General features: G+C 75.2%; 27 protein-coding genes. 14 read left to right on the top strand and 13 right to left on the bottom strand.

Annotated elements, in window-relative coordinates:
• Nucleotides 1-215: 215 nt before the first annotated feature.
• The 3 genes from D1J63_RS34100 to D1J63_RS34090 are packed head-to-tail and all read right to left on the bottom strand — an operon-like array spanning nucleotide 216 to nucleotide 3275.
• On the bottom strand, nucleotides 216-1094 hold the full coding sequence (locus D1J63_RS34100) for an SDR family oxidoreductase (protein ID WP_125634288.1): 879 nt from the start codon (nucleotides 1092-1094) through the stop codon (nucleotides 216-218).
• A 53-nt stretch (nucleotides 1095-1147) separates the two neighbouring features.
• Entirely contained in the window at nucleotides 1148-2776 is a 1629-nt protein-coding gene (locus D1J63_RS34095; RefSeq protein ID WP_233647901.1) for an NAD(P)/FAD-dependent oxidoreductase, read from the bottom strand.
• Nucleotides 2769-3275, bottom strand: a complete 507-nt coding sequence (locus D1J63_RS34090) for an SRPBCC family protein (RefSeq protein WP_125634286.1) — start codon at nucleotides 3273-3275, stop codon at nucleotides 2769-2771. Before D1J63_RS34090 ends, D1J63_RS34095 begins: the two co-directional genes overlap by 8 nt.
• 323 nt (nucleotides 3276-3598) lie before the next feature.
• Here D1J63_RS34090 and D1J63_RS34085 point away from each other — a divergent pair, with 323 nt between their 5' ends.
• Nucleotides 3599-4771 (top strand): alpha-lytic protease prodomain-containing protein, encoded by a 1173-nt coding sequence (locus D1J63_RS34085; RefSeq protein ID WP_125634284.1) that lies wholly within the window; start codon nucleotides 3599-3601, stop codon nucleotides 4769-4771.
• A gap of 95 nt (nucleotides 4772-4866) precedes the next feature.
• Here the strand turns inward: D1J63_RS34085 and D1J63_RS34080 are convergent, their stop codons facing one another.
• The 4 genes from D1J63_RS34080 to D1J63_RS34060 form a co-directional block, all read right to left on the bottom strand.
• Nucleotides 4867-5310 carry a hypothetical protein gene (locus tag D1J63_RS34080; RefSeq protein ID WP_125634282.1) on the bottom strand — a complete coding sequence of 148 codons (444 nt, stop codon included), beginning with the start codon at nucleotides 5308-5310 and terminating at the stop codon, nucleotides 4867-4869.
• 186 nt (nucleotides 5311-5496) lie between these two features.
• The gene (locus tag D1J63_RS34075) at nucleotides 5497-6810 is read right to left on the bottom strand and encodes a cation:proton antiporter (RefSeq protein WP_125634280.1); all 1314 of its coding nucleotides are present in this window, start codon (nucleotides 6808-6810) and stop codon (nucleotides 5497-5499) included.
• A 1292-nt stretch (nucleotides 6811-8102) separates the two neighbouring features.
• Nucleotides 8103-9344, bottom strand: coding sequence for a cytochrome P450 (locus D1J63_RS34065; RefSeq protein ID WP_125634278.1), 1242 nt, complete (start codon nucleotides 9342-9344; stop codon nucleotides 8103-8105).
• 185 nt (nucleotides 9345-9529) lie between these two features.
• Nucleotides 9530-9943 carry an SRPBCC family protein gene (locus D1J63_RS34060; RefSeq protein ID WP_061446379.1) on the bottom strand — a complete coding sequence of 138 codons (414 nt, stop codon included), beginning with the start codon at nucleotides 9941-9943 and terminating at the stop codon, nucleotides 9530-9532.
• Nucleotides 9944-10061: 118 nt separating this feature from the next.
• Between D1J63_RS34060 and D1J63_RS37405 the strand changes: the two genes are divergently transcribed.
• Nucleotides 10062-10451, top strand: coding sequence for a hypothetical protein (locus D1J63_RS37405; protein ID WP_241235639.1), 390 nt, complete (start codon nucleotides 10062-10064; stop codon nucleotides 10449-10451).
• Between the two features lie 6 nt (nucleotides 10452-10457).
• The gene (locus tag D1J63_RS34055; RefSeq protein ID WP_241235638.1) at nucleotides 10458-11438 is read left to right on the top strand and encodes a PP2C family protein-serine/threonine phosphatase; all 981 of its coding nucleotides are present in this window, start codon (nucleotides 10458-10460) and stop codon (nucleotides 11436-11438) included.
• A gap of 43 nt (nucleotides 11439-11481) precedes the next feature.
• Here D1J63_RS34055 and D1J63_RS34050 read toward each other — a convergent pair whose 3' ends face one another.
• On the bottom strand, nucleotides 11482-11793 hold the full coding sequence (locus D1J63_RS34050) for a hypothetical protein (protein WP_125634276.1): 312 nt from the start codon (nucleotides 11791-11793) through the stop codon (nucleotides 11482-11484).
• Nucleotides 11794-11973: 180 nt separating this feature from the next.
• On the opposite strand from D1J63_RS34050, the gene D1J63_RS34045 reads away from it, so the two are divergent.
• From D1J63_RS34045 to D1J63_RS34035, 3 genes are read left to right on the top strand one after another with little or no spacing between them, the layout of a single operon-like run.
• Nucleotides 11974-12687, top strand: coding sequence for a nucleotidyltransferase family protein (locus D1J63_RS34045; RefSeq protein WP_125634274.1), 714 nt, complete (start codon nucleotides 11974-11976; stop codon nucleotides 12685-12687).
• Nucleotides 12684-13007: a BON domain-containing protein gene (locus D1J63_RS34040; RefSeq protein ID WP_241235637.1), complete on the top strand. Its 324-nt coding sequence runs from the start codon at nucleotides 12684-12686 to the stop codon at nucleotides 13005-13007. The genes D1J63_RS34045 and D1J63_RS34040 overlap by 4 nt, the downstream gene beginning before the upstream one ends.
• A complete protein-coding gene (locus tag D1J63_RS34035) occupies nucleotides 13007-13732 on the top strand; it encodes a metallophosphoesterase (RefSeq protein ID WP_164713100.1) in 726 nt (241 codons plus the stop codon). Before D1J63_RS34040 ends, D1J63_RS34035 begins: the two co-directional genes overlap by 1 nt.
• Before the next feature lie 15 nt (nucleotides 13733-13747).
• Here D1J63_RS34035 and D1J63_RS34030 read toward each other — a convergent pair whose 3' ends face one another.
• A complete protein-coding gene (locus D1J63_RS34030) occupies nucleotides 13748-14398 on the bottom strand; it encodes an N-acetyltransferase (protein ID WP_164713099.1) in 651 nt (216 codons plus the stop codon).
• Nucleotides 14399-14694: 296 nt separating this feature from the next.
• Here D1J63_RS34030 and D1J63_RS34025 point away from each other — a divergent pair, with 296 nt between their 5' ends.
• Both D1J63_RS34025 and D1J63_RS34020 read left to right on the top strand, forming a co-directional pair.
• Nucleotides 14695-15228 carry a DoxX family protein gene (locus D1J63_RS34025; RefSeq protein ID WP_125634268.1) on the top strand — a complete coding sequence of 178 codons (534 nt, stop codon included), beginning with the start codon at nucleotides 14695-14697 and terminating at the stop codon, nucleotides 15226-15228.
• Nucleotides 15229-15327: 99 nt separating this feature from the next.
• Nucleotides 15328-15891: a hemerythrin domain-containing protein gene (locus tag D1J63_RS34020; protein ID WP_125634266.1), complete on the top strand. Its 564-nt coding sequence runs from the start codon at nucleotides 15328-15330 to the stop codon at nucleotides 15889-15891.
• 83 nt (nucleotides 15892-15974) lie between these two features.
• Here D1J63_RS34020 and D1J63_RS34015 read toward each other — a convergent pair whose 3' ends face one another.
• Nucleotides 15975-17012 carry an NAD-dependent epimerase/dehydratase family protein gene (locus tag D1J63_RS34015; RefSeq protein WP_125634264.1) on the bottom strand — a complete coding sequence of 346 codons (1038 nt, stop codon included), beginning with the start codon at nucleotides 17010-17012 and terminating at the stop codon, nucleotides 15975-15977.
• A 452-nt stretch (nucleotides 17013-17464) separates the two neighbouring features.
• On the opposite strand from D1J63_RS34015, the gene D1J63_RS34010 reads away from it, so the two are divergent.
• Complete coding sequence (locus D1J63_RS34010) at nucleotides 17465-18793, top strand: MFS transporter (protein WP_125634262.1); 1329 nt, start codon at nucleotides 17465-17467, stop codon at nucleotides 18791-18793.
• Between the two features lie 139 nt (nucleotides 18794-18932).
• On the opposite strand, the gene D1J63_RS34005 is transcribed toward D1J63_RS34010, so the two are convergent.
• On the bottom strand, nucleotides 18933-19460 hold the full coding sequence (locus D1J63_RS34005; protein WP_164713098.1) for a hypothetical protein: 528 nt from the start codon (nucleotides 19458-19460) through the stop codon (nucleotides 18933-18935).
• Nucleotides 19461-19537: 77 nt separating this feature from the next.
• Between D1J63_RS34005 and D1J63_RS34000 the strand changes: the two genes are divergently transcribed.
• Entirely contained in the window at nucleotides 19538-21025 is a 1488-nt protein-coding gene (locus D1J63_RS34000; protein ID WP_232249974.1) for an SLC13 family permease, read from the top strand.
• Between the two features lie 33 nt (nucleotides 21026-21058).
• Here D1J63_RS34000 and D1J63_RS33995 read toward each other — a convergent pair whose 3' ends face one another.
• Nucleotides 21059-21826, bottom strand: a complete 768-nt coding sequence (locus D1J63_RS33995; protein ID WP_125634258.1) for a maleylpyruvate isomerase family mycothiol-dependent enzyme — start codon at nucleotides 21824-21826, stop codon at nucleotides 21059-21061.
• A gap of 60 nt (nucleotides 21827-21886) precedes the next feature.
• Nucleotides 21887-22210 (bottom strand): hypothetical protein, encoded by a 324-nt coding sequence (locus D1J63_RS33990; protein WP_102928094.1) that lies wholly within the window; start codon nucleotides 22208-22210, stop codon nucleotides 21887-21889.
• A 707-nt stretch (nucleotides 22211-22917) separates the two neighbouring features.
• Between D1J63_RS33990 and D1J63_RS33985 the strand changes: the two genes are divergently transcribed.
• From D1J63_RS33985 to D1J63_RS33970, 4 genes are all read left to right on the top strand, one after another.
• Nucleotides 22918-23790, top strand: a complete 873-nt coding sequence (locus D1J63_RS33985; RefSeq protein WP_125634256.1) for a fructosamine kinase family protein — start codon at nucleotides 22918-22920, stop codon at nucleotides 23788-23790.
• A gap of 103 nt (nucleotides 23791-23893) precedes the next feature.
• The gene (locus D1J63_RS33980; protein WP_164713097.1) at nucleotides 23894-24571 is read left to right on the top strand and encodes a TetR/AcrR family transcriptional regulator; all 678 of its coding nucleotides are present in this window, start codon (nucleotides 23894-23896) and stop codon (nucleotides 24569-24571) included.
• 10 nt (nucleotides 24572-24581) lie between these two features.
• A complete protein-coding gene (locus D1J63_RS33975) occupies nucleotides 24582-25373 on the top strand; it encodes an SDR family NAD(P)-dependent oxidoreductase (RefSeq protein ID WP_125634252.1) in 792 nt (263 codons plus the stop codon).
• A 48-nt stretch (nucleotides 25374-25421) separates the two neighbouring features.
• A complete protein-coding gene (locus D1J63_RS33970) occupies nucleotides 25422-26462 on the top strand; it encodes an NAD(P)-dependent alcohol dehydrogenase (protein WP_125634250.1) in 1041 nt (346 codons plus the stop codon).
• Nucleotides 26463-26560 lie beyond the last annotated feature (98 nt).

Raw genomic sequence — 26560 nt, 5'->3', positions numbered from 1 at the left:
ACGCACCGGCCGGGAGCGCACCCAAGCCGACCGGCCTCGGCGATACCGGACGACGCACCGACACGGGCGGGCCACAGCGCCGCGGGCACCGGCGCGCCGGTTCGCAGTCCGTTCGAGCCGACCGGCCGCGGCGGCACGGACCGGGCCCGGTGGTGCCGGGCGCACGGCCCCCGGGGCGCCTCGGGGCCGGGCGGCAGGCCTCGGTGGGGCGGTGGCTACTCCCGCGTGTCGGCCGCTCGGTCGGCCAGGCCGCCCGCGCCCAGCGGGCCGGTGTGGCCCAGCGAGCCCTCGGCCTCCATCCGGGGCAACTCGTGTCGGGACAGCCGTACGACGGCGGGCGGCAGTGTCACGCGTCCCCACTGCACCAGGCGCAGCCAGCCCGGCACGTACACGGCGGTGCGGCGGCGCTCCACGGCGCGTACCAGCCGGGCGGCGACGTCCTCGGGCGGGAACGTGCGGCGGGCCGGGGGCGGCATGTGGGCGCGCAGTTCGCGCAGGACCGGGTAGCGGTCGGCGTCGCGGATCATGTCGGTGTCGATCCAGTTGAGGTAGGCGATGCCCACGGCGACGCCCCGGTGGGCCACCTCGGCGCGCAGCGAGTGGGCGAGGGCCTCCACGCCCGCCTTGGAGGCGCAGTAGGCGCTCATCAGGGGCGCGGCGCCGAGCGAGGCCAGCGAGGCGACCTGGAGGTGGTAGCCCGCCGTGTCGAGCAGGTCCGGCAGGAAGGCGCGGGCCGTGTGGGCGCTGCCGGTCAGGTTGACGTCGACGACGCGGCGCCACTCGGCGGGGTCGGACGTGGCGAACGGGCCGCCGTGCGCCACCCCGGCGTTCGCCACGACGACCGACGGCCTGCCCAGACGCCGGCGGGTCTCGTCGGCCGCGTCGGCCAGCGCGGCGGGGTCGGTGACGTCGGTCTCGACGGCGAGCGCCGGGGTCGGCAGGTCCGCCGCCAGGGCGTCCAGGCGCGGCTTCTCGAGGCCCAGGAGGGCGAGCCGGGCGCCGCGGCGGGCGCAGGCGCGGGCCAGTGCGGCGCCGAGGCCGCGTGCGGCGCCGGTCACCACGACGATGCGGTTCTGGAGGGGACTGTCTGTCACCGGTCGGCCCTTTCCTCGGAGTCGTCACGGGATGCGCGGGCGCTCTCCCGCGCTCAGCACCGGTCGCCGGCCCGGTCCCGACGGGTCAGGGCCCGCTGCACCCGGGCGAGGGCCGCGAACCGGTGCTGGCGCAGGGCGGCTCGCGCGGCGTTGGCGCCGGGTGCTCCGTGCACCCCGCCTCCCGGGTGGGCGCCCGCGGAGGCGAGGAAGAGACCGGTCACCGGCGTCTCCGGCCGTCCGGTGCCGGGCACGGGCCGGAAGACGAGTTGCTGGTGCATGGCGGTGGTGCCGCCGTTGATGGCGCCGCCCTCCAGGTTGGCGTTCATGGCCTGCAGCGTCGGCGGGGCGAGCACGCGGCGGGCCCGGACCAGCGCGCGGAAGCCGGGCGCGAACCGTTCCACCTGGCGTTCGACCCGGTCGGCCATCAGCTCCTGTTCCCCGGCGTCCCAGCTGCCGGTGATGCCCTCGTCGCCCGCGTCGGCACGGATGTCGTGCGGGACGTGGGTGTAGGCCCAGGCGGACTCGGTGCCGCTCGGTGAGCGGGTCGGGTCGGTGGTCGTCATCTGGCCGAACAGCGCGAAGGGGCGGTCGGGGACCTGCCGCATGGCGATCTGGGCGGCGAACCGGGTCAGCTCGTCGAGGCCGTCGGCGAGGTGCACGGTGCCGGCCCGCGCCGCCTCCTCGCACCGCCAGGGCACGGGTCCGTCCAGCGCCCAGTCCACCTTGAAGGTGGCGAAGTCCCACTGGAAGTGCCGCAGGTCGGTGCGGACCTGGTCCGGCAGGTCCGCCGGGGGGACGAGCCGGCCGTAGAGGGCGGGGACGGAGACGTCCGCGAGGACGGCGCGGCGGGCGGCGACCGTCTCCCCGTCGGCGGTGCGCACACCGACCGCGCGCCGGTCGCGGACCAGGACCCGGTCGACCCGCCGCCCGCAGTGCAGGGTGCCGCCCCGGGCGCGCAGCCGGTGGACCAGGGCCTCGGTGAGGGCGCCGGAGCCGCCGACCGGGACGGGGAAGCCGTAGGTCTGGCCGAGCATCGACATCAGCCAGCCGAAGCCGCCGCTGCCGGCCGCTTCGGGGGCGAGGTCGGCGTGCAGGGCGTTGCCGGCCAGGAGCAGTTTGCCGCCCTCGCCCCGGAACTCCTCCTCGCCCAGGCGGCGCACGGGCAGGACCAGGGTGCGGGCGAGCCTGAGTCCGCCCGCGCCGCGCAGCCGCAGGGCCAGCCTGGCGCCGGCGCGCACCGGCGGGAAGGGAGTGAACAGGGCGTCCACGATGTCGGACCGGTAGCGGTCCCAGACCCCGTGGAGGCGTTCCCAGGCGGCGCCGTCCCCGGGTGCGAAGGCGTCGAGCGAGGCGGCGGTGGTGGCGACGTCGCGGTCGAGGACGGCGCAGGTGCCGTCGGTCAGGGGGTGGGCCAGTACGTGGGGCGCGTGGGCCCAGCGCAGCCCGTGGTCCTCCAGCCGCAGACCGCGCAGGATCGGAGAGGCGGCGGCGAGCGGGTAGAAGGAGCTGAACAGGTCGTTGACGAAGCCGGGGGCGACCGCGTCGTCGTGCCGCACGGCGCCGCCCGGCTCGGGCTGCTCCTCCAGGACCGTCACGCTCCAGCCGGCGTCGGCCAGCAGGTTCGCCGCCACCAGGCCGTTGGGCCCGGCTCCGACCACGACGGCGTCCACGGCGTCAGTCACGGCCGGTTCCCCATCGGTAGTTCACGGAGCCCACGGCGTCGGGCGGGTCGGGCCGGCACTGGTCACCGGCGCGGGACTCGCACAGCTTCGCGAGCCTGGCGAGCATGGCGCGGTGCCGCACCTGGATCAGCGCCTCGACGCCGACGTTGTGCACCAGACCGCCGGGGCCCCGCAGGGGGTGCTCGTCCACGATCACCAGGCACTGCTCGCCCCAGGGGCGCAGTTCGACGGCGATCCGGGCCGTGCCGAGCCGGCCCGCCTTGGCCTCCAGCTCCAGTTCGGAGCCCTCCACGCAGCGTCTGACCACCGTCTCGTTGTGCAGCAGCAGCGGCCCGAGCCGCACCTCGTACGCGATCGTGGCGCCGACCTGCGGCCACTGCCCGGCCTTGGGGACGACCTCGGAGGGACCGACCACCCATTCCACGTATCTGTCTCCGTCCGCGAGGACGTCCCAGACGGCCTCCGGGGTCGCCTGGATCAGCCGGTGCCGAACCGCCATGTGTGCCTCCCACGTCCTGTGGCCGCCGCCAGGGGGTTGTCATTGCCGGGACGGAGCCTGAGTGCCCCGTCGGCGACCGGCCAACCGGGGCGAACGGGTCGGGACGCCGGGGCGAACGGGTCGGGGCGCCGGGGCGCGGAGACCGGCGGCACGGAAACCGGCGGCACGGAAACCGGCGGCGCGGAAAGACGCTGCATTGGCATGGACCTGATGACACAGGCTGGCTAAGCTCGAAGCGACCCGATGAGAGCGCTCTCAAACCGCGGTTGTTCCATGCCATCTGTTCCACCCCCACCTTGCTGGAACGACGAAGGGCAACTCCCGTGAGACGCAGCAGACTCAGGCACCTCGGCCTGGCCGGCCTCCTCGTGCTCGGCAGCCTCACCGCGGTCGGCACCCTGCCGGCCTCGGCGGCCGACGCCCCCTCCGCCTCCCCCTCCGCCAACGAGCAGCCCGCCTCCGCCGGCCTCCTGGAGGCCATGCGGCACGACTTCGGCCTCACCCGGGCCGAGGCCGAGCACCGGCTCGCGGCCGAACGCGACGCCACCGCGCTGGAACCGGTGGCACGCCGGGCCGCCGGAAACGCCTTCGGCGGTTCGTGGTTCGACGCCGACGCCGGGAAACTGACCGTGGCCGTCACCTCGGACGCCGCACCCTCGACCCTCCGCGCGGTCCGCGCGACCGGCGCACAGGTGCGCACCGTCGAGCACAGCGCGCGGCAGCTGGACGCGGCCAAGGCACGCGTCGACCGCCTCGACGCACCCGCGGGCGTCAGCAGTTGGCGCGTGGACCAGAGCGCCAACACCGTGGTCGTCGACGTGGTCGCGAGCGACCGTGCTGACAACGATGTCCAGGACTTCCTGAAGCAGGCCCGCGAGGCGGGACCGGTCACCGTGCGCTCGGTGCCGTCGGCCCCGCGGACCTTCGCCGCGGGCACCGTCGGCGGCGACCCGTACTACACCGGCAACGTGCGCTGCTCCATCGGCTTCTCGGTGCACGGCGGGTTCGTCACCGCCGGGCACTGCGGCCGGGCCGGCGCCGGTGTGAGCGGCTGGGACCGCTCGTACATCGGCACGTTCCAGGGCTCGTCCTTCCCCGACAACGACTACGCGTGGGTCAGCGTGGGCAGCGGCTGGTGGACGGTGCCGGTCGTGCTCGGCTGGGGCACGGTCTCCGACCAGCTCGTGCGCGGTTCGAACGTGGCACCCGTGGGCGCCTCGATCTGCCGCTCCGGCTCCACCACGCACTGGCACTGCGGCACCGTGCTCGCCCACAACGAGACGGTCAACTACAGCGACGGCTCGGTGGTGCACCAGCTGACCAAGACCAGTGTGTGCGCCGAGCCCGGCGACTCCGGCGGCTCCTTCATCAGCGGTGACCAGGCGCAGGGCGTCACCTCGGGCGGCTGGGGCAACTGCTCCAGCGGCGGGGAGACCTGGTTCCAGCCGGTCAACGAGATTCTGAACCGCTACGGCCTGACCCTCCACACGGCCTGATCCGGCGGGGTGGGGAGGGGCGGGCCGTTCTCCGGTCCGCCCCTCCCCGCCCCGGTTCCCGGGGGCGTCCCGCCACGGCCCGGCACTCGGGCGGCTCAGACGTCGCCGGGACCGGCCTCCGGCTCCGGTGCGTCGCGGACCGTCGCCGTGGTCAGCCGGCGGTAGGCGGCCCGCGCGTGGACCAGGCGGGCCAGCGCCGTGCCGACGAGGGTCGCGCCGAGCAGGCAGGCCAGCCAGAACGCGTCCCGCCGGCCGGCCCAGGTGAGGACACCGGCCGGCGGTATGGCGAAGCCGTTGAGGGACAGCCAGCACAGGACGGCCGTCCCCGGTGCGGCCGTGAACCGGGCACAGAGTCCGAGCAGGGCCGCCAGCAGGGAGAGCACGACCAGGGCGAGACCCGGACGTCCGGAGCCCACGGTGCCGTTGAGGAGCGCGACCAGGAACAGGGCGCCGCCGAACGCTCCCGCCCACACCAGGGGAGCCGCGACCGGTCTGGGAACCGGTCTGGCACCGCTGCCCAGGGGCACCCACTCGATCATGCTGACGGCTCCTTCCGGTCCCGGACGCGTCCGACCACGGCGTCGTGACTACGGCCCTGTGGGCAGATTGTCCCACCGGGACAGGCGGTGCCCTTCGTCCGGGACGACGACCGGCCACCTGCGTGACATCGCCAGGACACCTCTTTCGGCCAACCGCTCCGCCGCCGCGCGCGGACGACGAGCGTTCTACCGCTCCGCCTCCGCGTGCTCCGAGGAGGGCGAGGAGACGGACGAGGAGGAGGCTCCGGCCGGCACCGGCCCCCTGTCCGCCGCCGTCTCCTCGCCGGTCCCGCCACCCGGCACCGCGACCGGTGCCGTCGTCCCGGGCAGCAGCCGGCCGGCGGCCCGCAGCGCGCCGGCGAGCAGGTGGGCGCGTCCCGCGACGACGGGTCCGAGGACGGCGAGGACGAGCACGTATCCGGCGATGAAGGGCGCGAGCCGCGCGTCCAGTCCGGCGCCCGCGGCCATGGCGGCCAGAATCAGCGCGAACTCCCCTCGCGCGACCAGGGTGGTGGCGATCTCCGCGGCCGGTTCGCTGCCGTAGCGGTACACCCGGGCGACGCACAGTCCCGCGACGACGTTCATGACGACGGTCAGGGCCGCCGCGGCGGCGACCGGACCGGCGACGGAGGCGAGGTCGCCGGGGTCGATGGCCAGCCCGAAGGCGAAGAAGAAGATGGCCGCGAAGGCGTCGCGCAGCGGGTGCACCAGTTCGCGGATCCGCGGCCCCGAGGGAGTGCCGGCGAGGATCAGGCCGACCATGAAGGCGCCGATCGCGTCGGCGACGCCGAGGACTTCGGAGACCCCGGCGACGAGCACCGCGGCGCCGAGGAAGCTGATGACGAGCAGTTCGCTGTCCCGCGTGTCGATCAGGCGGCCCACGAGCCGGGTGCCGTAACGGGCCGCGGCGGCCAGGACCAGCAGGAAGCCGAAGGCCTTGCCGGCCTGCAGCGCCGTGTCGGCCACGCCGTGCGCGCCCGAGACGACCGGTTGCAGGGCGGCCAGGTACAGCGCGAGGAAGATGTCCTCCACGACGATCACGCCGAGGATCAGCCGGGTCTCCGGGCGGCCGATCCGGCCCAGGTCGATGAGGATCTTGGTGACGATCGCGGACGAGGAGATGCCGAGCACACCCGCCAGCACCAGCGCCTCGCGCACACCCCACCCGAGGACGAAGCCGAAGCCGAGCCCCGCGCCGACGTTCAGGAGCAGATAGACGCCCCCGGCGGTGAGCAGTCGTTTGCCTCCGCTCCTGAGGTCGTCGAGGTGGAACTCCAGCCCCAGGTAGAAGAGCAGCAGCACCAGTCCGAGCGCGGAGAGCATCTCGAAGTCGTGCGCGTCCTCCACCAGGACGAAGCCCGGTGTGTGCGGGCCGAGCAGGATGCCGGCGAGCATGAACAGGGGGATCGTCGGAAGTCCGATCCTGCCGCCGAGGCGGGCGAGGAACGCGGCGGCCACGAAGGCACCGCCCATGGCGAGCAGGGTGTCAGCGTGTCCCACGGGTCACCGCCTTCACCCGCGCGGAGGGTCGGGAGGGCTTCACTTGACGGGGATGGATGCGCATTCTCCTTCGTCGGTCGTGCGTCGTCGGGATGTTCGTCAGAAGTCGGTTGTTGTGGAGTCGGTCGTTGCTGGGTCGGTCGTTGCGGGGTCGGCGGCTGCGGGGTCGGTCGTCGCGAAGTCGGTCGTCGTCGGGTGGGGCCCCGTCGGGGATGGGCCACGAGCCGGCGCGGCGCGCACCCGTACGCGGGCCGCGTCCGCTGCCGTACGCCACCACGACCAACCGCCGCCCCGGCACCCCGGGTGCGCACGGCACCCGGCACCCGCACACCGCACCGAACCGTGCGGAAACGCCGGCGAACGGGCCGGACAGGGCTTTCCCGAAACGTCCCCCGGCCCCCGCCCCGAAAAGACCCCCGGGGCGCGGCGTCGGTCCACGGTCACACGCAGGATGGCCGGGCGGCCATCGGGGACGACACCCAAATGGTCCGACGGCCGACACCCATCGGCCGGCCGGACAGGACAGCCCGCGGGGCGGCCCAAGGAGGAGGCACGCCCAAGGAGGAGGCGCCGCGGCCGACTCGGGGATCCCGGCCGCGGCGCGCCCTGCCGCCCCGGGCGCGGGAGGACGGCGCGCGGCGGGGCATGACCGGCGTCTTCCCCCGCTCCCCACCACGACACTGCACCAACCGAGTGATCGTCAGGGACCGCGCTCCGCCTCCCTGCTTCCCGGCCGGCCCCGCCGGGCCGCGGAGGCCCACTGACCCCCCGGAGTCAACCTCGGTGGCGGCGCCCTCCTTTCGACTGACACCCGCCACCGGCTGGCCGGTCTTCCGGCACGTCCCGCGTGTCCGGCGTGGAACTGCCGTCCGCCCCGCCGCGGGAGGCGACGGGGCGGACGGTTTGCGGACGGTCCGTCAGCACGGTGTGGTTGCCATCAACTTCTCGAAGGAAGCCATGCAGTCCGGGCAGTGTCGCGCCCGTTCACCGTCGGATGCTTCTCTGCGTTCGCGGAGCTGCTGTCCGCAGAGTGTGGCCGCGGCCTGTTTGGCCAGTACGTGCCACACCAACGCTCCGCCCGCCTTCTCCGGGCCCACGCACATTTCGTACATGATCGGCCTCCCAGCCTGGACGCCGCTGACACTCTCCAGGAGACACCGGTTCGGCCGTGACCAGTAGCGTGCGGGGGCCATTCGGGTGATGACCGCTTCCGCCGCCCGGGGGCGGCCGCACACCCGGACGACTGCAAACGATCAGCCAACCGGTCCTGCACGGGTGCGCGTGACGTGTCGTCAGGGTGCGCGTACGCCGGTGACGACGAAGCCGCTGCGGGGGCGGGTCGGGATGCGGCGCAGCGGGATCCGCAGGTCCTGCTCGGGGACGGTGCAGTCCAGGCGCGCCAACCGCACGGCCAGCGCCTGGAGCAGGCCGACGGTGATGCGCTCGCCGGGGCAGCGGTGACCGCCGGCGGGGTCGCCGCCGCCCTGCGGGATCAGCTCGTCGGGGCCGGGGGGCCGGTCCAGGAACCGTGCGGGCCGGAAGGAGTACGGGTCGCCCCAGAGGTCCTCGTCGTGGTTCTGCCCGTACACGTCGAGCAGCAGGATGCCGCCGGCCGGGACGGACTCGCCGTGCCAGGACAGTTCGGTGACGGTCCGCGCGCCGAGGAACGGGGCGAACGGGTAGAAGCGGCGGACCTCGTGCGCGAAGGCCGTGGCGAAGGCGTCGTCACCGGTGCGCAGCCGCTCGCGGTGGGCCGGCCACCGGTGCAGGGCGTGGGCGGCGAACGCCACGAACCAGCTCACGGCGACGGTGGGGCGCAGGACGTTCAGCAGTTCCACCGCCGCCGTCCGGGAGTCCAGCGGGCCGTGCGCCGCGTCCTGGTGCCGTGCCACCCGTTGGAGGACCGAGTCGGCGGGGGCGGCGACCGTGCCCGCCCTGACCTCCTCGACGAGGCGGGCCGTGCGGGTCTCCTGGCGGGCGCGGGCGCGGCGGGCCCGCAGATGGCGGGGGCCGGGGGTGGCGAAGCCGTCGACCATCGCGACGAGGTCCCGGGACAGGGTGTCCGCGTCGACGGCCCCGGGCGGGACGCCCGCCCAGTCGCACACCCCGCGGGTGAGCACGACGGCCGCCTCGTCGAACAGCACGACCCGGTCGCGCTCGCTCCAGGCGCGCACGGCCTCGTCCCAGGCCCCGGTGACGTGTTCGGTGAGGCGGGCGACACGGCCGGCGTCGAGCAGCGGCAGGAACAGTTCCTTGCGCGTGCGGTGGGCGGCGCCGTCGAGGGTGTGGACCGCGCCCTGCCCGAACAGGGTGTCCAGGATCGGTGGCGGGATCGCGCCGTGCCGGTGGACGTGCGACTCGTCGTAGAAGAAGCGCACGGCTTCGGGTCCGCGTACGGCCAGCGCGGGCCTGCCCAGCAGCCGGGTGCGCAGTACGGCGCGGGTGCTGTCGCGCATGCGGTTGGGCAGCCAGGCGTAGCCCTCGGTGAGCAGGGCCGGGGTGCGGTCCAGCAGCGGGCGGCGGTGAGCGTCCATGGCGGGTGGGTGCCCCGGGAGTCCGGGCGGACACCCGGGCCGGGGTGGTGCCCGGGCCGTCCGCCGCCCGTTCGGTGCGGCTGGTCGACGGCCCTGCCCGTGGTGGCCCCGAGACCGGCCGGCCGGGGTACGGCGGCAGGTCGGACGGTTCCTGGAAGGCGGGCCTCCCCGGGGCCGGCGCTGGTTCAGCCGGCCGCGTTGTCGGTGCGCATCCTCACCTGCTCCTCGAGGCGCCGCAGGCTGCCGTCGAGCGCCTCGGCCACCGACCGCTCCCCCGGGTCGTGGCTGTCGTCGAAGAACGACAGGTGCACCGTGACCTCGCTGGCCCCGCTGTCGAGCCCGGCGACCTGCAGCCAGCCGGCGTAGCTGCCCTGCTCGCGGGTGCCCCACTCGAGCCGCATCTGCTCGGGCCGGGCGCTCAGCAGGGCCGAGGTGTCCTGGTCGGTGCGGTCCTCGTGCACGGTGACGGCGGGCGGCTCCTCGGGCTCCACGTGCAGGTCCCGGGGCAGCCAGGTCTCCAGCTGTCCGACGTTCGCGGCCTGGTCGAAGACCTGCTCGGGCTGGGCGGGCATGGTGCGGGAACGCTCGTACTCGGTCATGCGGCTCCACTCCTAGGGGGTGTCGTTCGGATCTTGCCGGGGTCGCGGGGCCTGGCACGCACACGCATCGGCGGCGTTGTCGTCACTCGCCGACGCTCGGGGTCGTACGTGGTGACGCGTGCCCCTTCTGCCGGAACCGAAGCGCCGTACGGGCGACCGGCCCGACGGGCGGGGCGGGAAGCCGGGTGCCACCGACGGGCGGGGCGGGGAGCCGGGTGCCAGACTGCTGGGCAGCATCACCCGCCGCGGCGGGCTCCCGACGAGAGGGGACGAGGTGTCCACGGCGGATCCGGGCGACGCGGCGCTGCGGAGGTTCCTCGCCGATCCGGCCCACCTCACCCTGGACCTGCGCACCGCCACGGCGCGGGCCGCCAAGGCGCTCGGGCTGCGGCACGCCGTCGTCTACCTCGTCGACATCCAGCAGCGCCGCCTCGTCCCCCAGACGGCCGTCGCGCCGACGCTCCCGGTGGACGACTCCCTGGCGGGCTGGGCGTACCGCACGCAGTAGTTGCGGGTGGAGGAGTCCGCGGCGGGCGGCGGCATCACCGCCTGGTTCCCGCTCCTCGACGGCGCGGAGCGGCTCGGTGTGCTGGCCGTCGACGAGACCTCCCTCACCGCGTCCTCGCTGAGCCGCGGCCGGGCGCTCGCCTCGCTGCTCGCCATGGTGATCACCTCCAGGCGCCTGTACGAGGACTCCTTCGTCCGGCACACCCGCACCGAGCGGATGCGGCTGCCGGCCGAGCTGCTCCGCGCCCTGCTGCCGCCGCGCACCATCGGCGACGGCAACGTCGTGTCGACGGCCGTGCTCGAACCCGCCTACGAGATCGGCGGCGACGCCTTCGACCACGCGCTCACCGACACCACACTGCACGTGGCCGTGCTGGACGCCATGGGGCACGACCTGGCCTCGGGGCTCACGAGCACCGTCGCGCTGGCGGCCTGTCGCAACGCCCGGCGAACCGGCCTGAACCTCCCCGAACTCGTGCGGAGCGTGGACGAGGCGCTGTCCAGCTGGCTCCCGGACAAGTTCTGCACGGCGGTCGTCGCGCAGCTGGACCTGGTCACCGGCGTGCTGCGCTGGGTCAACTGCGGTCACCCGGCGCCCATCCTGATCCGCGACGAACGGTTGCTCATCGACGCCATGGAGCGCGACCCCGACCCGCCCATGGGCCTGCCGTCCCTGCTCACCTCCCAGGCACGCCGGACGCACGAACTGGCCCTGAAACCCGGGGACCGGGTGCTGATGTACACCGACGGCGTCGTGGAGGCCCGGACCCGGGAGGCCAAACTGCTGGGCCTGGAACGCTTCGCCTACTACGTCATCCGGGCGACGGCCGGGGGAGAACTGGCGCCGGAGTCGTTGCGCCGTCTGATCCACTCGATCCTGGACACGCAGGAGGGGAAGCTGCGGGACGACGCGACGTTGCTGATGTTCGAGTGGCGCCCGCCCCCGAAGGCCGGGCCGGCGCACCCGCGCCCGATCCCGCCGGGCTGACGGCCGGCGGAACGGAGCGGGCCGGGGCGGTGCCCGGCCTCCCTCACACGGCGTGCCCCCGCGCGCGGAGCCAGGCGTGGACGGTGTCCTTGTCCGAGGGCGTGATCCGGACGGCTCCCGCCACGTAGGGGCCCTCGTCCTCGGTGAACCCGGTGTCCGTCACCCTGGCGGTGACCCAGGTGGCCAGGTCCTGCGCGGCCCGTTCGGACAGCGCGCCCCGCTCCCATCCGTCCCGCGCGTGGCCCGCGGCCTCGGGGTCGTGCCGTTCGGTCTCCGCCAGCCACGCCGCCACCAGCCGGGCCACGGTCCGGCGGCCGTCCGGGCCGTTCTCCTGTCGTTCGCGCTCGTCGCTCATGCCGGCCGAGTGCCCGCGATCCCCACACCCCGCACCCCCTCCCGGCGCACCGCGCACCGCGCACCGCGCACCCGGCGACGGACCGCGGTGTCGGCGGTACGGCGCCGGGTACCCGTTCGCGCAGGGTCGGGCCGGTCCGTTCCGCCCGTGACGCGGCGTCGGCCCGGGAAGGGGAGAGCGATGAGGCAGCCCGCCGACGACCACGCCCGGGACAGGCGCGCCGGCGTCTCCGAGCTGCGCCCGGCCGCCGGCGACCCGGGCCCCGGCCGTCCCCGGCACGAGGCACCCCACGACGACCTCCCCCTCGACCGCAATCAGGCGATCCTCCAGGCCGCCAAGCAGGTGGGCTCGATCCTCAAGAAGGCGGAGCACCCCTTCGCGCTGGCCGGCAGCGTCGCCGTGTACGCGCACGGCGGCACCCAGAACCTCCAGCACGACGTCGACTTCTGCATCCGGCCCGAGGACGCGGACGCCGTCGCGGCGACGCTGCGGGAGGCGGGGCTGGTGGTCTACACGCCGCCCGAGGACTGGCTGCTCAAGGCGGACTGCCTGGGGCAGCAGGTCGACCTCATCTTCGAGCTGGCGCACGAACCCGTCACGACGGAACTGCTGTCCCGCGCGCGGGAGCTGTCGGTCGACTCGGTGCTGATGCCGGTCCTGGCGCCGACCGATCTGCTGCGCGGTCTGCTGGCGGCCTTCTCGGAGCACCACTGCGACTTCGGTGCGGTGCTGCCGATCGCCCGCACACTGCGCGAGAAGATCGACTGGGAGGCGCTGCGCCGTGACTGCGGCGACGCCCCGATGCCCGCCGCCTTCTTCTTCATCCTCGAACGGCTGGAGATCATCCCCCCGGCCGGTCCCGCGGCCACCGCCCCGAAGGAGGAGCAGCCATGAGCGACCCCGTCGGACACCAGGGCCCCGCCGCCGGTGGCCCCGCCTCCGCGGGCGGGAGCCCCGAGACGCCCGAGATCCCCGAGAACGTCGAGTACCGGGTGGCCCACCTTCAGGAGCGGCTGGCCGCGGAGGAGCTCGGTGAGCTGGGCGTGCGGGCCGAGATCCGGGCCGGGGCGGTCGCGGTCACGGGCACGGTGCCCTCGGCGCGGTGCCGGGAGACCGTGCTGCGCGTGGCCCGTGAGGAGCTGGCCGGGCTGACCGTGCACACGGACGTCGTGGTGGCGGAGACCAGCAGCCCCGACCACGCCGAGGAGCTGTGATGATCCGCGTCGCCGCCGTCGGGGACATCCACATGGGACCCGACAGTCAGGGGCTGCTGCGGCCCGCGTTCGAGACCCTGCCCGACTGCGCCGACCTGCTGCTCCTCGCCGGGGACCTCACCCGGCACGGCACACCCCAGGAGGCACGGGTGGTCGCCCGGGAGGTACGCGACCTGCCGGTGCCGGTGGTGGCCGTCCTCGGCAACCACGACCACCACGACGAGCGGCCCGAGGAGGTCACCGCCATCCTCCGGGAGGCCGGCGTGACGGTGCTGGAGGGCGAGAACACCGTCCTGGACTGTGCCGGGGGCCGGGTGGGGATCGCGGGCGTCAAGGGGTTCGGCGGCGGGTTCGTCGGCCGCAGCGCGGGCGAGTTCGGCGAACCCGTGATGAAGGAGTTCGTGCGCACCACCCGCCGCTCGGCGGACAGCCTGCACGCCGCCCTGAAGGAACTGGACGAGGCGGACTGTGCGGCGCGGGTGGCCCTGACCCACTTCTCCCCCGTCGCCGACACGCTCGCCGGGGAGCCGCCGGAGATCCATCCGTTCCTCGGCAGCTATCTGCTGGCGGAGGCCATCGACACCGCCGGCGCCGACCTGGCCGTGCACGGTCACGCCCACCTGGGTGCGGAGCACGGGATGACGGCGGGCGGGGTCCGGGTGCGCAACGTGGCGCAGCCGGTCATCCGCCGGGCCTTCAACGTCTACCGGCTGGGCGCGGCCTGACCGTCCCGCCGCCCGTCAGGCCCGGGCCGGGGCCGTGTCCTGCGTCGTACGCCCCAGGCAGGTGACGTCCGCCGGGTCGAGCCCGGCCGCGGCGATCTCGTGGAAGCCCAGCCGGTCGTAGAAGGCCCTGGCCGGTGTGTTGGCCGTGGCCATGACGAGGTGGACGGCGGGGACGCCGCGTTCGCGCAGGGCGCGCCAGAACGTCCGCATCAGGGTCCGGCCGTGGCCCTGCCCCTGCCAGTCGGGAAGCAGGTCGATGTGCAGGTGGGCCGGGTACGCGGCCAGCTCGGGGACGATCATGCGCTCGGGGTCGTGCAGCAGCCCGGCCATGACCTCGTCCGGGGTACGGGTGCCGGGCGGGCCCTGCGGCGCCGGATAGCGGTCCGCCACCCGCGGCAGCCACTCGGTCCGGAACTCCTCGGCGAAGCGCGCGGTGTCCGCCGTACCGAGGATGTAGCCGACGGCGCGGCCCTCCCCGTCGTCCAGCACGAAGGCCAGGTCCGGGTCGAGGTGGACGTAGGGGGCGGCGAAGATGGCGGGGAGGACGGCGGGGTCGGCGTACACGGGCCGGCTGTCCCGGCCGTTGTGCGCGGTCCGGACGCAGATGTCGTCGAGGGCCGGGGCGTCGGCGGGGCGATAGGGGCGCACGGAGGCAGTCGGTGTCACCGCAGCATCCTGCCCGCCTGGGAGCGCTCCCACAAGTGGTTCGCTTCGGTCGGTCGTCCCCGGGCACTGCGCCAGATGCGCTGGACCAACATCATGGTCGAGAACTTGCCGCCCCGGATTCTCACCAGTCTGTGACCTGGTGTTCCCCCTCCGGCGCGGTGCCGGCGGACACCGGGGCCGCGCCGGGCGCCGAATGGCGCCGACCGTCGGGGGCACCTGATGATCCCAGTGGGGCCACACCCCGCTGATGCCCCCTGTCGACCCTGACACCCCCTCGGAGAGAGCGAGACAGCGTCATGAGTCTTCTGCGTCTGGCCGGCCGGCCGATGCTCGCCTCGATGTTCGTCGCGGGCGGCCTGCAGTCGCTGCGCAGGCCGCAGGACGTGGCCCCGGCGGCCGAGCCGATCGTGCGGCCGGTGGCCGACCGCGTGCCGGTGCTGCCGGACAGCACCGAGCAACTCGTACGGCTCAACGGCGCCGTTCACGTGGTGGGCGGCCTGATGCTCGGGCTCGGCCGCTGTCCGCGGCTGGCCGCGCTGGCCCTCGCGGTGACGCTGGTCCCCACCACGCTGGCGGCGCACCGCTACTGGAACGCGGAGGACCCCTCCGACCGCGCCCAGCAGCGCATCCACTTCCTGAAGAACCTGTCCATGATGGGCGGGCTGCTGATCGCCGCCGACGACACGGGCGGCGCGCCGTCGCTGCTGTGGCGCGGCCGGCACGCCGCCCATGACCTGCGGCACGACGCCCACTTGGTGCACCGTTCGGTCCGCGCCACGGCCGGGCCCGCCGCCCGCGCGGGCGGCGTCCGCGCCAGGCTGGGCGCCTGAACCGGGCGTTAGCCCACCGCGCACGGGGGGACCCGGTCGTCCGAATGCTTCCGTGGCGGATCGGTCCCGCGACCGCCACGACCCTCTGGAAGGTGGAACATGGGACACGGAGGAAACGTCATCGACGAGCTGACGACCGATCACCGCGAGGTCGAGGAGCTCTTCGGCAAGATCGAGGCACTGCCGTCCGGTCACAAGGACCGCAAGCTGTACGCCGATCAGGCCACGATCGAGCTGGTCCGGCACTCGGTGGCGGAGGAGGCGTACCTCTACCCGGCCGTTCGGGAGCACGTGGCGAACGGCGGCGCCCTCGCGGACAAGGAGCTCGAGGACCACGCCGAGGCCGAGCAGATCATGAAGGACCTGGAGGGCTGCGCCGCGGACGACGCGGAGTTCGACCGGTTGATCGGCAAGCTGATGAGCGAGATCCGTGCGCACGTCGCCGACGAGGAGGGCAATCTGTTCCCGAGGCTGCGCGAGGCGTGCCCCGCGGACGCCCTGGACCAATTGGGTGAGAAGGTCCGGCAGGCGAAGAAGACCGCGCCGACCCGGCCGCACCCGTCCACCCCGGACAAGCCCCCGATGAACAAGCTGCTCGCCCCCGGTGCGGGCATGGTCGACCGGGTGCGGGACGCGCTGTCGGGGCGGGGCAAGTCCGGCTGAGCGGCCAACGCCCTCACCCGTTGTGAGGGGCCCGTCGCCGTGGCGACGGGCCCCTCGCACGCGCCGGGTGACGACGCCCGTTCCTACGCCCGCCACTCCCCCGTCCGCTCCCGCGCCGGCTCGCCGGTCGCCGTCGGCAGCGGATCGGGCCGTTCACGCAGGGCGGCGACGGTGCGTTCCAGGCCGTCCCGCCAGGTCACGCTCGGCAGCCAGCCGAAGATCTCGCGGGCGAAGCCGGTGACCGGCCGGGGCTCGGCCCGTCCGTCCCCGGTGTCCTCGACGAACTCCAGCGGCGAGTCGGAGCCGGTCAGCTCGATCACCAGCCGGGCGATCTCCGCGGCCGTGGGCTCCTCGTCGCCGCCGATGTCCACCGGCCGCACGGAACGCCCGGCCGCGACCAGCAGGATGCCGTCGACCATGTCGTCGACGTAGCACAGCGGGTGCCTGCGGCCGCCGTCCCCGGGGACGGTGACCGGCCGCCCGGCCAGCGCCTGTTCGATGGCGGCGGCCGGCGTCCCCCCGCCGTCCGTCCGCATGCCGGGTCCGTAGCCGGTGAACAGCCGGACGATCCCGGCGTTCGCGCCGGGGGCGCCCGCGTGGGCGGCGACCAGGGCCTCGGCGAACCGGACGGCGTCGGCGCAGGCACGGTGGGGCCCGACCGGGTCGGCGTCGTCCGGTACGCCGTCGCCGCGGGCGTCGGGGCACAGCGGCGGCGAGGAGGCGAGCAGGAACCGGGCGCCGTCCCGGCCGGCGACGGACAGTGCGGCACGGGTGCCCAGGCTGCCGGCGTCGAGGACGTCCACGGGCCGCTCGGGCCGGGCGGCCGGGGAGGCGGGGCCCGCCAGGTGCAGGACCAGGTCGTACGGGCCGGGGAGCAGGTCCGCGCAGCCGGGTTCGGAGATGTCCCGTTCCAGGAAGCGGAACCCCGGGCGGCCCGCCAGGTGTGCCACCTTCTCCGCGCGCCCGGTGGAGAGGTTGTCCAGGCAGTCGACCTCGGCGCCCGCGTCGAGCAGCCGGGTGCACAGGTGGGAGCCGAGGAATCCGGCGCCGCCGGTCACCAGGACCCGGTCCCAGGGCGCGCGGGACTCCCCCCGTGGGCCGAACGCCGCCGTCGGCATCATGAGGACGACCCTCCTTCCTCGTCGAGGCGCCGCGTGAGCGACGCGGTGTGCGTCCGCGATGTACGTCCACGGTGTGCACACCGCGCGCTCCCTGAGCGCCGAAACGTGCCCCGAGTGCCCCACCGGGGCGCTCACATGCGCCGACGCCCGGCCGCCGGGTCCCCTGGCCGTGACCGCGGTCACGGCCGAAGGTCCCGCCCCGCGGCACCCGGCGCCGCGGTCGAGTGCTGTGATCAAGCCCACTCGGTCCGCCAAGTGCGGCGCGGACGGCGACGGTTGGCCCGCCCGGAGGCCGGGCCGGAGTGCGCGGCGGCGACGACTCGCCGGTCCCTTCTGCCACGATGGTCGGCGCCGTCTCCGGCTCAGTGGAACGGCCGTGCAGCGCAGCCGGCCTACTCGTTCCCGTCCGTATCCCCCTCCGGGTCCCGTGACCCGCCTTCGAGTGGCGCCCTGTGTCTTCTTCCTCCCTCTCCGCCCCGCCGCCTCCCGCCCCCGCGCCGTCCGGGCCCGCGAGCACCTCGCCGTGGCGCTCCCTGAGGTACCGCAGCATGCGCTGGTGGTCGGTCGCGAACTTCGTGTCCAACGCCGGTACGTGGATGCAGCTGACCGTGCAGAACCTGCTGGTCCTGCAGATCACCGGGTCGGCCGCCGCGACGGGCCTGTCCATGTCGGTCCAGGCCGCGCCGGCCCTGTTGATCAGCGTGTTCGGCGGTGCGGCCGTCGACCGCTGGCCGCGCAGGCTGACGGCCGCGGTCAGTCAGGCGCTGCTCGGAACGGTCGCCTTCGTGACCGCGCTCATGGTGGCGCTGGACCGGCTCGACGTGACCTCGCTGATGGTCCTGGCGGCGGTCACCGGTGTCATCGCCACCGTGGACGGCCCGGCGTGTTCCCTGCTGGGCAACGACCTCGTCCCGCGCGAGGACGTGCCCTCCGCGATCGGGGTGGGCGCGCTGGTGCACCAGGCGGGCCGGCTCACGGGCGCGGCGCTCGCCGGCGTGACGGTCGGCTTCCTCGGCACGGCCGCCGCCTACGCCGCCAACGGGCTGTCGTTCCTGTTCGTGGCCTCGGTGATCCCCTTCCTGCGACCGGTGCGCGGTGCGGCCGGGCACGCGGCCGGGCACGCGGCGAAGGCGAAGGACGGCGGTACGGGGGACACCATGAGCGTGCGGGAGGGACTGGCCTTCTTCGCCCGCCGGCCCCGGCTGCTGGCGCTGGCGGGTGTCACGGGGGTGAGCGCGGTCTTCGGGCGCAACTACCAGCTGACCCTGGCCGTGCTGGTCACCGGGCCGCTCGCGGGCGGCGCCGGGTCGTTCGGCACGGTGTCCACGGTGCTGGCGGTCGGCGGCATCGTCGGCGCCGTCCTGGGTGCCCGGCTGCGCCGCCCGTCGGTACGGGTGGTGGGCGCGCTGGCGGCGGCGGGCGGGCTGCTGCAGGTGGTGGCGGGCATGTCGCCGTCGCTGGCCGTCCTGCTGGTGATGGTGCTGCCGATGGCCGTCGTGGAGTCCGTCTCCGACACGGCCGGTACGGCGGTGCTGCAGACCGACCCGCCCGCGCACATGCGGGGCCGGGTGCTCGGCGTGTGGGGCAGCATCGGCACGGTGTGGAGCCTGGGCGGGCCGCCCGCGCTGGGCCTCCTGATGGAGCTGGCCGGTGCGCGCGGCGCCCTGATCGCGGGCGGGCTGATCATCGCCGGCGCCATCGGTGCGGGCCACCTCCTGCGCGAACGCCGGACGACGGTGCCCCGGGTCTCCCCGGTGGCGAACCTGGAGACGGCTGCCTGAGGTCGCTCCCCCCGCAGTCTCCCCCGTCGGGGGGCGCCGTGGCCCCGGCCGGGCTCGCGGTCGCGCCCCGTCCCCGGTCAGGTGGGTGGCGCGCCGGTCCCCCGGTCAGGTGGGGCGCCGTACCCCGGCCGGGCCCGGCTCAGGCGACGAGGGCCTGGCCCGGATCCAGCCGGGCCACGAGCTGGGCGTGGTGCAGGGAGGCGACGGGGGCGACGAGGTCCGGGTGGCGCAGCAGGGCCGCCGCGCGGCGGTCGGCCTCGTCGGGTGCGAGCAGGCGCCGGAACTCCACCGCAGTTCCGGCCGAGGGGCCGCCCTCGGCCAGCGCGACGACGGCGGGCCCGGCCAGCGCCGGGTCGGTCAGCAGACAGGCCGCCCAGCTGGCGAGGACCTCGTCCACCCAGGTCCGCCAGGCGTCCGCGTCCGGGTCGGCGGACGTCGCGCCGTCGGCGCCGGTGATCCAGTCGAGCCGGGCGGACCCGCCGGGGCCCGCGACGCCCAGCAGGGCCACGTCCATCGGGGTGGGATAGCGCAGCCGGGCCGCGACCGTCACCGCCTGCCGGGCCTGCGCCTCGCACAGGGCGTCGGCCAGCGCGCCGCCGGACGCCGGGTAGGCGCGCAGGAGCCACTGTGCGGTCGCCGCGATGACGGGGGAGAGATCTGTGTGCACTGCCGGGCCGTCCGAACTGCTCGTCGTGGGGAACACGGGTCCGTGGAAACGGTAGCCCGCGGCGCACCCGGCGGGACATGGCGCGGCTCTCGCGCGCGGCGTGGCCTCGGCCACACCCCGTCCTGCCGACCGGTGCCCCGGCCCGGGGTGCGACCCTGTACCCCGTTCGCCGATCACCGGGTTCCCGCCCGGCTCACCGGTGTGGAGGAGAAGTCCTGAGTACCGCCGTCCTCTCCGAGGCCGTCCCCGTCGCCCTGCTGCTGGGCGTCCTGGCCTTCGCCGTGCTGCGCCCCCGGGGGCTGCCGGAGGCGGTGGCCGCCGTGCCCGCCGCCGTGCTGGTGGTGGCGCTCGGCGCGGTCACCCCGCACCAGGCGTGGGAACAGACCCGTACGCTGCTGCCGGTCGTCGTCTTTCTCGCGCTGGTGCTGATGCTGGCGTACCTGTGCGCGAAGGAGGGCCTGTTCGAGGCGGTCGGCGCGGCCGTCGCCCGCCGGTGCGGGGGAAGTCCGCGGCGGCTGCTGGGCGGGGTGTTCGCCGTGGCCTGCGTGGTCACCGCCGTGCTCAGCCTGGACGCCACCGCGGTCCTGCTCACGCCCGTCGTCCTGGCCACCGCGTCCCGGGCCGGCGCCCGGGCCCGCCCGCACGTGTACGCGACAGCGCACCTGGCGAACTCCGCCTCGCTGCTGCTGCCGGTGTCGAACCTGACCAACCTGCTGGCGTTCGCGGCGAGCGGGCTGACCTTCACGCGGTTCGCCGCGCTGATGGCGCTGCCCTGGCTGGCCGCGATCGCCGTCGAGTACGCCGTGTTCCGGCGCTTCTTCCGCGCGGACCTGGCCGACCCCGTGTCCGTCGCGCCCGCGCGCGTGGGCCCCGTGCCCGTCACCGGCGCGCGTGGCGGCCCCACGCCGGCGAAGGAGCCGGACGACGCCGCCGGTGCCGGGCCGCCCGCGCCGCCCGCGCCCACGGTGCCCCGTTTCACCGTGGTCGTCGTGGCCCTCACGCTGGCCGGGTTCGCCCTGGCCTCGCCGGCCGGGGTGGAACCCGCCTGGGCGGCGCTCGGGGGCGTGCTGGTGCTCGGTGTGCGGGCGCTGGCCCGGCGCCATGTCACGCCCCGGGAGCTGGTGGGCGCGGCGGCACCGCTGTTCTGCCTGTTCGTCCTGGCCCTCGGCATCGTGGTGCAGGCGGTGGTGGTGAGCGGCCCGGCCTCGGGCCTGGGGCGGCTGCTGCCGGACGGGGACTCGCTGCCGGCGCTGCTGGGGGTGGCGGCGGTCGCCGCGCTGCTGGCCAACCTCGTCAACAACCTGCCGGCCGTGCTCGCCCTGCTCCCGCTGGCCGCGCCCGCCGGTCCCGCCCAGGTCCTCGCCGTACTGATCGGTGTGAACCTGGGCCCCAACCTGACCTACGTCGGTTCGCTGGCGACCCTGCTGTGGCGGCGCATCCTGCACCGGCACGGCATCGAGGTGGAGCTGGGCCGGTTCACCCTGCTGGGGCTGCTCACCGTGCCGGCCACGGTCGCCGCCTCGACGGCTGCCCTGTGGGGGGCGCTGCGCGTCATCGGCGCCTGACGCCCGCGGCCGGGCTCAGCGCCGGGCGGGCGCTCACTGGGTCGCGACGACGAGGCAGCGCCTCAGTTCCGCCACGGCCTCGGGAGCGCCCTCGACGCTCACGCCGCCGTCCCCTTCGTCGCCGGCCCGGTTCCAGAGCGACCTCAGCACGCTCTGGGGGGAGCCGCTCAGCGTCACGTCGGCCGTGCCGTCGCCCGCGCCGTCCGTGACGGTGAACTCGCCCGGACCGGTCCGCACCCGCCACGCCGCGTCGTCGCCGGCCCGCACCAGGAAGGTACGTCCCGGCGAGCCGTCCAGGATCTCGGTGAAGTAGTCGCCCCACTCGGTCACGGCGTACGCCGCGAACACCTTGAGCAGTTCGTCGATCCCGTCCACGGCGAGGTCGTCGGGTACGGCGGTGACGGGACGGCCGGTGGCGAGTTCGGCGTCGATGCGGTGGACGACGGTCTCCTGCGCCATCCGCCGGATCCAGAAGCCGACGCTCTGGTCGGGGCCGTACCAGGTGGCGGCCGGGTCCTCGGGGGCCCGGGCGGCGAACTCGGCGCGCAGCGCGGTGTAGCCACGGTCGAGCAGTGCCGTCGGCGCCTCGTCGGCGAACTCCTTCGGCGGCCAGGGTTCGGGCTCCGCTCCGTCGCGCATGGCGGCGGTCTTGTGCAGGTAGACCTCGCCGACGTGGCGAGTCAGATCGGCCACCGTCCAGCCGGGGCAGGTCGGCACGGGGGCGTCGGCGTCGCTCTCCACGACGGCCCGCAGCCGGTCGTGGTCGGCCGCGAGGCAGTCGAGGAATCGGGTGTACTCCATGGCGTCCGAGCCAAGCACACGTTCAGGGCCGGGGCACGGTGTTTTCCGCCGGTTCGGCGCTCACCAGGCCGGGTTGGGGACCGCTGGGCGGCGGACCGCCTCGGCCGCGTCGCGCAGATGCAGGGCGACGGTGATCAGGGCGCGCAGCGCGGAGGGCCGCAGGCTCTGGGCGCTCTCGGCGGCCAGCACCAGCAGACAGCCCGCGGCCTGCTCGACGACGGGGACGGAGAACGCGAAGTCGTCACCGTCGGCCCCGCGGAACGCGCGCCACGGCGTGGCGGCGCCGTCGATGGCCTTGTGCACCGCCTGCTCCAGGTGCTGAGCGGCCTGTCGGCACACGGGGGCGGGCAGGGTGATCGTGCGATGAAACGCTGAACTGGTCATAGTCCCATTGCTCCCCCGTCTCCGGGGTGCCCGATCGGCTCACCCAGCGCTTTTCACCGTGACGGCGGGCAGCCGCACCACGCTCCGACCGAGGCCCGCACCTCGCCGGGCCACGGCACGACCCCGGCCGGAGCCGACGCAGTCCCGGCCCACGCCGGCCCGGAAACGACCCGACCCCGGGCCCACCACGTCCCCGCCGCACCGAGCACCACGGCACTGACCCCACCCAACACGGCACGAGTCGGTCCGAGACGCACAACCGAGCCGGAGACACACGCAACAGCCAGGTCACGGCACACGTCCGGCCGGACCCGACGCAGTCCCGGCCCACGCCGGCCCGGAAACGGCCCGACCCCGAGCCCGCCGCGACCCGGCCGCACCGAGCGCCGCTGCACGGCCCCGCCCAACACGGCACGAGTCGGTCCGAGACGCACAACCGAGCCGGAGACACACGCAACAGCCAGGTCACGGCACACGTCCGGCCGCAGCCGACGCCCTCCCGGGCCCACAGCAGCCCCGGAAGCGACCCGACCCCGGCCCGCCACGTCCCCGCCGCACCGAGCGCCGCGGCACGGGCCCCGCCCAACGCGGCACGGCCCAGCCGGAGGCGGCCGGGACACCCTTGTCCCGGGCGCGCTCCTGGCCCGTCGCGAGACGGCGTCGTGGCGTGGGCCCGCGCGGCCGGGGTGCGGTCCTAGGCTCGTGGCATGGGTTCCCCCAGTACGTCCTCGGCCGCCGCGGCGGCCCGGTTCACGGGTCGGGCGGTGACCGGTGAGCGCCCGCTGTCCGGGGCGCTCACCGAAGTCGGCCTCGACGACGGCCGCACGGTCGTGGTCAAACGCGCGGACGCCCCGGGCGCGGCGCGGGCGGAGGCGGCGGGACTGCGCTGGCTGGCCGACGCGGGCACGGTGCGGGTCCCGGTGGTGCACGGCGTGGACGGGCGCCGGCTGGTCTGCGACCGGGTGGCACAGGGACCGGCGAGCGCGAGCGCGGCGGCGCGGTTCGGCCGGGATCTGGCCGGGCTGCACGCCGCCGGGGCGCCGGCGTTCGGTGCCGCGCCGCCCGGCGGACCGGAGGAGGCGTACATCGGGCTCGCCCCGATGCGCAACGTCACCGGGGACGACTGGCCCCGCTGGTACGCGGCGCATCGTGTACTGCCGTATCTGCGCCGCGCGGTCGACGCCGGCACCCTCCGGGCGGGCGAGGCGGCCGACGTCGAGCGCGTCTGCGAGCGGCTGCCCGAACTGGCGGGGCCCGCGGAGCCGCCGGCCCGGCTCCACGGCGACCTGTGGAACGGCAACGTGCTGTGGGGCGCCGACGGGCACGTCCGCCTGATCGACCCGGCCGCGCACGGCGGGCACCGGGAGACCGACCTGGCGATGCTGCGCCTCTTCGGCTGTCCCCACCTCGACCGGATCCTGGCGGGTTACGAGGAGGCGGCTCCGCTCGCCGAGGGCTGGACCGGCCGGGTCGCCGTGCACCAGCTCTTCCCGCTGCTGGTGCACGCCGTGCTGTTCGGGCGGGGTTACGCCGAGCAGGCCGGCACGGCGGCGCGCGCGGCGTTGCGGCAGGCGGGGTGAGACCCGCCGCGGGCCCCACGGCGGGCCACCCTTCACCCACCCACGAAATGTCCCAGCGGGTCACATGTCCCACTGGGACATTTCCAGGTGTACGCTCGGAGGCATGACGGCAACGAAGCCCTCCCGCACCGCCGAGGACCCCATCGAGGACCGGCGGCAGCGCAAGGCGCGGCAGACCCGCGACGCGCTGGCCACCGCGGCCTGCGACCTGATCCTGGAGCGCGGGTCGGCGGCCACCACGGTGGAGGCGATCGCCGAGCGGGCGGACGTCACGCGCCGCACGTTCAGCCGGCACTTCGCCGGGAAGGAGGACGCGGCGCTCGACTTCGTCCGCCGGGACGGCGACCGGATCAACGCGCTGCTGCGGTCCCGCCCCGCCGGGGAGCCGCCCCTGCTCGCCTACCGCAGGGCCGTGCGGGACTGGCTGACCGACCCGGAGGACCCGGCCTGGCACGTGCGCCCCCGGATGCGCCGCCTGCTGGCCCTGGCCGGCACCGAGCCCGAACTGTTCGCCGCCTACCAGCGCATCCGGGTCGACGCCCAGGAGGAGTCGATCCGCATCGTCGCCGGCCGGCTCGGCATCGACGACGCCCGGGACGTGCGCCCGGCCGCCGTCGTCGACGCCGCCGCCGGAGTCCTGATCGCCGCCCTGCGCCTGTGGGCGCGCGGGGACGAGCGGGACTCGGGAGCCGCAGACCTCGCCGCCCTCGTGGAGCGGGCCTACGACGCCCTGACCTCGGAGGCCGCGGCCGCGACCCCCGACAGCACCACCGAAGAGTGAGAACAGCACCATGAGCACCACCGACACCACCCCCGCCCCCACCGAGTACGCCGCCGAGTTCGCCGGCCGTACCGCCCTGGTCACCGGCGCCGCCTCCGGCATCGGTCTGGCCACCGCCCGCCGGCTCGGCGCCGGCGGCGCGAACGTCGTCGTCGCCGACTTCAACGCCGAGGGCGCCGAGAAGGCCGCCGCCGACCTCACGGAGCAGGGCGTCCGCGCCGCCGCCGTCGAGCTGGACGTGACCCGCCCGGAGTCCGTGGAGGCGGCCGTCGCCTTCGCCGTCGACACGTACGGCGGCCTGGACCTCGCGGTGAACAACGCCGGCATCGGCGGCCCCAGCGCCCCGACCGGCGAGTACGACGTCGAGGCCTACCAGCGCGTGATCCGCACCAACCTCGACGGCGTCTTCTACTCGATGCGCTACGAGCTGCCCGCCCTCCTCGCCACGGGCCGGGGCGGCGCCGTCGTCAACGTCGCCTCCATCCTCGGCTCGGTCGGTTTCGCCGGCTCCCCCGCCTACGTCGCCGCCAAGCACGGCGTGGTCGGGCTGACCAAGGCGGCCGCCGCCGAGTACGCGGCCCGGGGCATCCGGATCAACGCGGTCGGCCCGGGCTTCATCGACACCCCGCTGCTGAAGACGATGGACGAGGCTGCCTACCAGGGCCTGGTCGCCCTGCACCCGGCCGGCCGCCTCGGACGGTCCGAGGAGGTCGCCGAGCTGATCGCCTTCCTGCTGTCGGACCGCGCGTCCTTCGTCGCCGGCAGCTACCACCTGGTCGACGGCGCCTACACCGCCGTCTGACCACCGGTCGTCCACCCCGGGGGGAACGAGAACAAAGGAGTTCGGTCCATGAAGGCACTGCAGTACCGCACCATCGGGGCCCCGCCCGAGGTCGTCACGGTCCCCGACCCGGAACCCGGCCCCGGCCAGGTGCTGCTGAAGGTGACCGCGGCCGGCGTCTGCCACTCCGACATCGCGGTGATGGGCTGGCCCGCCGAGGGCTTCCCGTACGAGCTGCCGCTCACCCTGGGCCACGAGGGCGTCGGCACCGTGGCCGCGCTCGGCGCCGGGGTGACCGGTCTCGCCGAGGGCGACGCGGTCGCCGTGTACGGGCCCTGGGGCTGCGGCACCTGCGCCAAGTGCGCGGAGGGCAAGGAGAACTACTGCCTGCGCGCCGACGAGCTGGGCATCCGCCCGCCGGGGCTCGGGCGTCCGGGTTCGATGGCGGAGTACCTGCTGATCGACGACCCCCGGCACCTGGTCCCGCTGGACGGGCTCGACCCGGTCGCGGCGGTGCCGCTCACCGACGCCGGGCTGACGCCGTACCACGCGATCAAGCGGTCGCTGCCCAAGCTGGTCCCCGGCTCGACCGCGGTGGTCATCGGCACCGGCGGTCTCGGTCACGTCGCCATCCAGCTGCTGCGCGCCCTGACGTCCGCCCGGGTCGTCGCCCTCGACGTCAGTGAGGAGAAGCTGCGGCTCGCCCGCGAGGTGGGCGCGCACGAGGCGGTGCTGTCGGACGCGAAGGCGGCGGAGGCGGTGCGCGAGCTCACCGGCGGCCTCGGCGCCGAGGCCGTGTTCGACTTCGTCGGCGTGGCGCCCACCGTGAAGACCGCCGGAGCCGTCGCGGCCGTCGAGGGCGATGTCACCCTGGTCGGCATCGGCGGCGGGTCGCTGCCCGTCGGGTTCGGCATGCTGCCGTTCGAGGTGTCGGTCAACGCGCCGTACTGGGGCAGTCGCAGCGAACTGATCGAGGTGCTGAACCTGGCCCGCGCCGGCGCCGTGTCGGTGCACACCGAGACGTACTCGCTGGACGACGCCCCGCTCGCCTACGAGCGGCTGCACGAGGGCAGGGTCAACGGCCGCGCGGTGATCCTGCCCCACGGCTGACCGGCCCCCCCGGGGGGCGCGACCGGTCCCCCGTTCCGGTCGTGCCCCCTGCCCGTCGAACCTACGTGGACGGCTCCGCCGTTGTGAATCGTGCCGGT

The sequence above is a fragment of the Streptomyces sp. KPB2 genome, assembly GCF_003950055.1.
GTDB lineage: Bacteria > Actinomycetota > Actinomycetes > Streptomycetales > Streptomycetaceae > Streptomyces > Streptomyces salinarius.
This window is presented reverse-complemented; position numbering and strand designations above follow the sequence as displayed.

Coding starts and splice junctions, on each gene's coding strand:
- D1J63_RS33985 (WP_125634256.1), top strand. CDS start 22,918: ATGGGTTCCCCCAGTACGTCCTCGGCCGCCGCGGCGGCCCGGTTCACG.
- D1J63_RS34080 (WP_125634282.1), bottom strand. CDS start 5,310: ATGATCGAGTGGGTGCCCCTGGGCAGCGGTGCCAGACCGGTTCCCAGA.
- D1J63_RS33980 (WP_164713097.1), top strand. CDS start 23,894: ATGACGGCAACGAAGCCCTCCCGCACCGCCGAGGACCCCATCGAGGAC.
- D1J63_RS34020 (WP_125634266.1), top strand. CDS start 15,328: ATGGGACACGGAGGAAACGTCATCGACGAGCTGACGACCGATCACCGC.
- D1J63_RS34065 (WP_125634278.1), bottom strand. CDS start 9,344: ATGGACGCTCACCGCCGCCCGCTGCTGGACCGCACCCCGGCCCTGCTC.
- D1J63_RS34045 (WP_125634274.1), top strand. CDS start 11,974: ATGAGGCAGCCCGCCGACGACCACGCCCGGGACAGGCGCGCCGGCGTC.
- D1J63_RS33990 (WP_102928094.1), bottom strand. CDS start 22,210: ATGACCAGTTCAGCGTTTCATCGCACGATCACCCTGCCCGCCCCCGTG.
- D1J63_RS34025 (WP_125634268.1), top strand. CDS start 14,695: ATGAGTCTTCTGCGTCTGGCCGGCCGGCCGATGCTCGCCTCGATGTTC.
- D1J63_RS34050 (WP_125634276.1), bottom strand. CDS start 11,793: ATGAGCGACGAGCGCGAACGACAGGAGAACGGCCCGGACGGCCGCCGG.
- D1J63_RS34040 (WP_241235637.1), top strand. CDS start 12,684: ATGAGCGACCCCGTCGGACACCAGGGCCCCGCCGCCGGTGGCCCCGCC.
- D1J63_RS33995 (WP_125634258.1), bottom strand. CDS start 21,826: ATGGAGTACACCCGATTCCTCGACTGCCTCGCGGCCGACCACGACCGG.
- D1J63_RS34000 (WP_232249974.1), top strand. CDS start 19,538: ATGGCGCGGCTCTCGCGCGCGGCGTGGCCTCGGCCACACCCCGTCCTG.
- D1J63_RS33975 (WP_125634252.1), top strand. CDS start 24,582: ATGAGCACCACCGACACCACCCCCGCCCCCACCGAGTACGCCGCCGAG.
- D1J63_RS33970 (WP_125634250.1), top strand. CDS start 25,422: ATGAAGGCACTGCAGTACCGCACCATCGGGGCCCCGCCCGAGGTCGTC.
- D1J63_RS34090 (WP_125634286.1), bottom strand. CDS start 3,275: ATGGCGGTTCGGCACCGGCTGATCCAGGCGACCCCGGAGGCCGTCTGG.
- D1J63_RS34060 (WP_061446379.1), bottom strand. CDS start 9,943: ATGACCGAGTACGAGCGTTCCCGCACCATGCCCGCCCAGCCCGAGCAG.
- D1J63_RS34035 (WP_164713100.1), top strand. CDS start 13,007: ATGATCCGCGTCGCCGCCGTCGGGGACATCCACATGGGACCCGACAGT.
- D1J63_RS34015 (WP_125634264.1), bottom strand. CDS start 17,012: ATGATGCCGACGGCGGCGTTCGGCCCACGGGGGGAGTCCCGCGCGCCC.